At 36.6% G+C, this 6,037-nt stretch carries 6 protein-coding genes; 3 read left to right on the top strand and 3 right to left on the bottom strand.

The genetic code is table 11. The annotated features are described in order from the left end of the window. Nucleotides 1-289: 289 nt before the first annotated feature. Entirely contained in the window at nt 290-2,458 is a 2,169-nt protein-coding gene (locus NZ519_11010) for a SurA N-terminal domain-containing protein (protein MCS7029280.1), read from the bottom strand. Nucleotides 2,459-2,632: 174 nt separating this feature from the next. Between NZ519_11010 and msrA the strand changes: the two genes are divergently transcribed. Together msrA and NZ519_11000 are read left to right on the top strand one after the other, a co-directional pair. Then, nucleotides 2,633-3,184, top strand: coding sequence for a peptide-methionine (S)-S-oxide reductase MsrA (msrA, locus tag NZ519_11005; protein ID MCS7029279.1), 552 nt, complete (start codon nt 2,633-2,635; stop codon nt 3,182-3,184). After that, entirely contained in the window at nt 3,181-3,822 is a 642-nt protein-coding gene (locus NZ519_11000) for a hypothetical protein (protein MCS7029278.1), read from the top strand. The genes msrA and NZ519_11000 overlap by 4 nt, the downstream gene beginning before the upstream one ends. 15 nt (nt 3,823-3,837) lie before the next feature. On the opposite strand, the gene NZ519_10995 is transcribed toward NZ519_11000, so the two are convergent. Beyond that, nucleotides 3,838-4,494 carry a CBS domain-containing protein gene (locus tag NZ519_10995; GenBank protein MCS7029277.1) on the bottom strand — a complete coding sequence of 219 codons (657 nt, stop codon included), beginning with the start codon at nt 4,492-4,494 and terminating at the stop codon, nt 3,838-3,840. Between the two features lie 61 nt (nt 4,495-4,555). Beyond that, nucleotides 4,556-4,948, bottom strand: coding sequence for a DUF423 domain-containing protein (locus NZ519_10990; protein ID MCS7029276.1), 393 nt, complete (start codon nt 4,946-4,948; stop codon nt 4,556-4,558). Nucleotides 4,949-5,126: 178 nt separating this feature from the next. Between NZ519_10990 and NZ519_10985 the strand changes: the two genes are divergently transcribed. Next, nucleotides 5,127-5,897, top strand: coding sequence for a LexA family transcriptional regulator (locus tag NZ519_10985; GenBank protein MCS7029275.1), 771 nt, complete (start codon nt 5,127-5,129; stop codon nt 5,895-5,897). Nucleotides 5,898-6,037 lie beyond the last annotated feature (140 nt).

Genomic DNA, 6,037 nt, shown 5'->3' with positions numbered 1-6,037 from the left:
GGCAGTGCGTTAGCACCGAAGCGAAGCGCAGTGCGGAATGCCCCGACCCTTGCGCAGCAAGGGGCACGCCCAAAAAATCAAGAATCAAACTATTTTTTAGACCAACACAATACTTTGCTCAAAAATGGGCAATGCCCCGGAAAGCGTTCTTAAATTTGAGGCTTGAATTCAACAAGCCGCTTGGGTTGCTAACATAAATAAGCTAAAACATATCTAAACTCGTCCGCTACGCTTAGTAAAAACGTAGAATGAATGAGAAAGCACACATTAGTAGCTATCAATTTGAGCATTAGAAATAGTAGTACCGCGTATCTTGAATTTCAAACTTTTTCTTTAAGGCTTCTAAAATCTGACCTGCATCCCCTTTGAAACGTAGCGCAGTTGAAAGAGAAAGTTGCCCGTTTTTAATTGCTGATTCAACAGGAGGTTCGCCGTTATTTACGCTTTCAATGGTAAATATGTACACAGCGTTGTTACCTTGTATAAGAGGAGAGAGTTTTTGAATTTGCCCTTTATTTGCCATTCCAAAAATAGCGCCCAGCATTTCAGGTTCTTGCCCCACATTGGGTACATAATTACTGATAAACGTAACATCATTAGCCGTGTTGACAATTACTCCATTTCCGTAGTTTTTAGCAATCTCCTCTAAGGTATTGCCTTTAATTTTTTGTTTGAAAATTTCAAACTTTTTCTTTTTTATTACCTCTGTTTTGATTTGGTCCTCTACCTCTTCAAAAGGTTTGACACCTTTCTCTAAAATTTTGGTTAGCTTAGCTACAATGAACCTATCCTCTAACGCAAAAGGTTCTAAGCGTACTTCGCCAAGTTTAGCGTTCAAGAAAGCCCAACGTACAATTTCTCTTGAGTTAGGAATAGCGCTAATACCTTTATCCATAACTTTGAATGGATTGGATTTGCGCTTAGCGTTGCCTTTTAATTCTTCGCAGGCTTTATCAAAATTTTTGCCCCTATTTTCAGCGGCTTTTTGGGCAAACGTGCTAGCCTCTTGAAATATCATGTTGTTTGTAGCATCAGAAACTTGAATGTTTTTCTCAATCACTCCTAACTTAATTTGCTTAGTGTTTCTACCTAATACTTCTATGATATGCCATCCGTAAGTAGTTTCTACTTTGTCTATAGTACCAATTGGTTTTTTGAGTGCAAAGTTTTCAAAAGGTTTTACCATTTGTCCTTTGGGAAAATCTTCGTACTTACCTCCTGTGTTTTTACTGCCAGGGTCATCACTATGTTTGAGCACTAGCTCTTCAAAAGTAGCTTTTTTGCTGCGTAGAACAGCTAATATACTGTCTGCTTTGGCGCGTGCCATGTTTTTAGCTTTTGTGCTATCAGCGCTAGTTTTGGGCATTACCTTTTTGTAGTAATTGTCAAAACCTACTAAAATGTGTCTAACTGTCATAGTTACTCCAGAAGTATCATCCTTAACTTCACAGACCTTATAAATTTTGAAAGTTCCGCCATATTGAAAAGGTCCGAATACTTCGCCTGCTTGGGCATTGAACAGTTTATCCCCTATATCAATCCCTTTCAAATCACTTTTTTTCTTATAGCCGTATTCAGGAGTGTTAGCATCTGTATTCATTTTAACAAATGCAGAATCAGCAGTAGTTTCCTTAAACTCTTTAGCTAACTTTTCTGCTTCTTTTTTGGCAGCTAACGTATCTTCACGTGAAGGTTTTTTCATGAACGCGACATACTCAATTTCACGCTCTTCTTCGTTTTGTAAAAAATTTTGTTTGTTTTCATTGTAATAAGCCAACATTTCTTTTCTAGTAGGTTTTACCAAAGAATCTGCGATAAAAACATACGGAAAGCTAATAAACTTGATATTAACTTTACGCGCACGGTTAAGAGCTTCGTACTTGGCAGCTTCGTATGAGGCATTTAGTCCTGCTTTGACTAAGCTAGATAGTCTATTTCTTAATTTGCTGCTCTCCAAATACTCTTCCATTTTTGCCCAAAAGTAGTCCGCTTCTCTGTTTTTACCTCGTTGCGCAAGGTAATCATTGAGCATTTTCTCATCAAAACTGTTGGTTTCTTGGTTAGTGAAGGTTTGTATTACAATCGGATCACGTTCGGGGCCTCTTACTGCTTCGGTCATTTCTTTTGAAGAAATCGCCAAGCCGATAGATTTATACTGCTGACCTAATAATCTTTCTTCTATTAAAGTGTTCCAAACATTATCACGGATATATTCTTGCGTTGAAGGGTCTACAGGCTTACCTGAACGTTGCTCCATATTTCTTATTTGCTCATTGACGCGCATCTCATACTCAGCATAGGGAATTTTTTTGCCTGCAATTTTACCTGCATATTGCCTACTGCCTATGCCGTAGTTTTGATTGTATACGTCCATTATCAGGAACGATATGATAGCTAATCCAATTGAAACCAAAATGAATGTGCTACCTCGTTCCCGTAAAGAATTCATTATTCCCATAGTTTATTTATCAAATAAGCTGCAAAAGTATGAAAAAATAGTCAAGAATAGCAAAATGAAATAATCTAATTGCCATTTTTGTTCGTATGTATGAGTATGAAACACTACGGAATGCTGCTATTTATTTTATTGTTTGTATCTTGCCAAGCTCAAAATAAGCATAAAACAAAATTTATGAATACCAATATTTCACCGAATGCCGAAACAGCTACGCTTGCAGGTGGCTGCTTCTGGTGCATTGAAGCAGTCTTTCTTGAAGTAGAAGGCGTAGAAAGTGTAGTATCAGGTTATACAGGTGGACACAAACCTAACCCTACCTACGAACAAGTCTGTACAGGTAGTACAGGACACGCCGAAGCTGTCCAAATTAAGTTTAACCCTGACAAAATTACTTACAAAGAAATTTTAGAAATATTTTTTGCAGTACACGACCCTACCACTCTCAACAGACAAGGGAATGATATCGGTACACAGTACCGTTCTGCTATATTTTACCATACACCTGAACAAAAAGCTATTGCCGAATCGGTAATTAAAGAAGTACAAAAACAATGGCAAAACCCTATTGTTACTGAACTTGTACCCGCGCAGACCTTTTACAAAGCTGAAGACTATCATCAAAACTATTACAATTTACATCCTAATCAAGGATATTGTGCAGTAGTTATTAGTCCAAAATTAGCTAAATTCAGAAAAATGTTCAAGGATAAGCTTAAAAAATCATGATTCATACATCAGAATTTTTGCTTTCTACATACGATCTTTGTATCGTACATGACAAAGCTTTTTTTATGGCTAAACATGCTATTATGGAAAAATGGGAACGCTTTCTATCCTATCATGCAGAAAAAATTAGTCAATGGCTTAGTAAACCTGCCTGCAAGCTACCCGATGAAGTAAAATCCTCAACACCTAAAATCTCTAAGGGAGAAAATTATCAAGGGCTGCCATATATGGTTTTAGACTATCCAAGACTTTTTACTAAACAAGATACATGCGCTTTTAGAAATATCTTACTTTGGAACAGAGGATTATACTCCACATGGTTTTTTGAGGGAAGGTATATCCCCATGGCGGTAAGTCTATTTTCTTTTCCCAGCAATTGTGAGCTATTCTTACATCAAAGTGTAGACAAATGGACTCATGAATTGTTATCAGAAGACATTCTTTTGCAGCAAACTACTGCCTTGGACAATATACAAAAAGCCGCAGCTAAGCTCAATTACTTGAAAATTAGCAGTTTCTTACCTTTTGAAAAATGGAATACAAAATTAGAAAATGAAAACTTTGCTCATTTAGAAACAGTTTGGAGAACTTTTAGTTCTTTTGGCGGGCAGGTAGATGATAAACTATACAATACTTGAACAAACAAAAATTTATCAAATGTTGAGATACTTAATAAACTGCTCATAATTTTCTTCTAAATCTTCCCATTCTGTTGCTTGATAATATGCATTAAGCACTTCATAGTTAAATCGTTCAAAAGTAGCAATAATATGGCTCAAATCCTCACGGTTTATACGTAAAGTAACCTCATAGTATCCGTCTTTGGGAGTACAGAACAAAGCCAATATTCGGGCATTGTTGCTTTCTACTATTCGGGCTATTTGTCCTAAGTCATATTGCGAAAATGGCACCTTTAGCATAACTATTCCCCCCATTTCGGATAAGGATAAGGCTCGATAAATATAGCTGATTACATCATCTCTTGTTACGCAGCCCAAATATCCACCTGTTTTAGACAAAACAGGCAAACAAGTAAGCTGATGTTGTTCTAATAAGCGTATAGCTTCTAAAACATGTTGGTCTTCATACACAAAAGCATTGTTAAGTTTTAGTGTATAGTCTGAAAGTTTTTTTTCAGTATCATTCTCTAACAAAAAATCTTCACTGATTGTACCAATCCATTTATCACCTTCCAAAACAGGCAAATGATTCACTCTAAACTCTTGCATCCATAGCAGAGCTTGGTTACCCGTATCGGACAAATACAAGCAAGGCAAGCGTTGTGTAGTTATGCTTAGCACGTTTTCCATATCTACTTATTATAACGTTATTCGTACTATTTTGTTTGAAAAACAGCAAAAACAGGTTAATTTACAATGCTTTGTAGATTAAAATTGCCCATCCTGTCAAAAAAAGTATTCCACCGATAGGAGTAATAGCACCCAGCGCTCGGATTCCCGTTGCGGATAGAACGTACAAAGAACCTGAAAAAATAACAGTACCTGCCAAAAAACAGATACCTACCCAATGGTAATTTTTATCAGGATATTCGTGTATAAGGTAAGCTATTAACAAAATAGCCAAAGTATGAAACATTTGATATTTTACTCCTGTTTCAAAAATGTCTATGTAGTGATTCTTATCTAATTGACCTTTTAGTGCGTTTTTAATCAAGGTATCTTTTAGCCCATGAGCGCCAAAGGCACCTATGGCTACAGATAAAAATCCCATTATTCCTCCAATTATCAACCAAATTTTATTCATGCCACAAAGTAAAGCAAATTATTAGAAAGCATAAACCACAAAGCATAGATTTTCCATCAAAAATAACTTTTAGATTAAATTTATTCACGTTCAACAAAAAATATTGCTTTTAAGTCTTGCTTTTTTTTAGAATTTAATCTATATTTGCAAAACTTTGCAAACTTTAACATAGAAATGTATGAAAACAGAAGCAAGAGACAAACCTTTTCATTACAACCTAAGGCAGCTTCGTAAAAGAGCAGGTTTAACGCAAGGTGCGTTAGCGGAAAAATTGAACTTAAAACGAGCAGTAATTGGGGCGTATGAAGAAGGGCGCGCCGAACCTAAAATTGAAAACTTAATCAAAATTGCCAGCTTTTTCAACAGAACAGTAGATGAATTAGTAGGCAGTATTATTGATTTAGATAATCCTACACCTAAAAAAGACCGACTTAGAATTTTAGCCATAACCGTTAATGAAAAAAACCGAGAAAACATTGAAATAGTAGGTGCAAAAGCTCAAGCAGGATACCTGGCAGGTTACAGCGACCCTGAATATATTACAAGCTTGCCCAAAATGAGTATTCCTTATCTCAAAGGAGGCACCTATAGAGCTTTTGAAGTAGAGGGCGATAGTATGCACCCTACCCTAGAACCTGGCGACATGGTTATTTGCAAATTCGTTGAAAATTACACTTGGATACAAGACCATGCTATTTATGTAGTAGTTTCCGATGAAGGTATTGTAGTCAAGCGCATCAAAATGCACAAACCTCAAAACTTGTTGGAGCTCATTTCTGACAACAAATACTATCCGCCCTACAAAGTACATTTAGATACTATCCGAGAAATATGGCAAGTACAAACTCGTATGACTTCGCACATTGGTTCGCCTGATGACCTGCATAAACGTTTAGACAAATTGGAAGAGTTAGTTTGGTCTTTGCAAGAAAAGCTTAAAAAGAAATAATTCCTTCAAAGTGGGTTTTTTAGCCCGCTTTTTTTACATTTACTTTATTTTTTTAACTAATAATTTTTTTGGGCGTGCCCTTGTGGGCATTTCGCTTGCGCTCATGCCCACAAGGTCGGCGTGCTACGGGCTACGCTATC

Source organism: Bacteroidia bacterium, assembly GCA_025056095.1.
Classification (GTDB): Bacteria; Bacteroidota; Bacteroidia; order JANWVE01; family JANWVE01; genus JANWVE01.
This window is presented reverse-complemented; position numbering and strand designations above follow the sequence as displayed.

Bases quoted from the DNA above. Each gene is read 5' to 3' on its own strand.
- NZ519_11000 (MCS7029278.1), top strand. From the start codon at position 3,181: ATGATTCATACATCAGAATTTTTGCTTTCTACATACGATCTTTGTATC.
- NZ519_10985 (MCS7029275.1), top strand. From the start codon at position 5,127: ATGAAAACAGAAGCAAGAGACAAACCTTTTCATTACAACCTAAGGCAG.
- NZ519_10995 (MCS7029277.1), bottom strand. From the start codon at position 4,494: ATGGAAAACGTGCTAAGCATAACTACACAACGCTTGCCTTGCTTGTAT.
- NZ519_11010 (MCS7029280.1), bottom strand. From the start codon at position 2,458: ATGGGAATAATGAATTCTTTACGGGAACGAGGTAGCACATTCATTTTG.
- msrA (MCS7029279.1), top strand. From the start codon at position 2,633: ATGAATACCAATATTTCACCGAATGCCGAAACAGCTACGCTTGCAGGT.
- NZ519_10990 (MCS7029276.1), bottom strand. From the start codon at position 4,948: ATGAATAAAATTTGGTTGATAATTGGAGGAATAATGGGATTTTTATCT.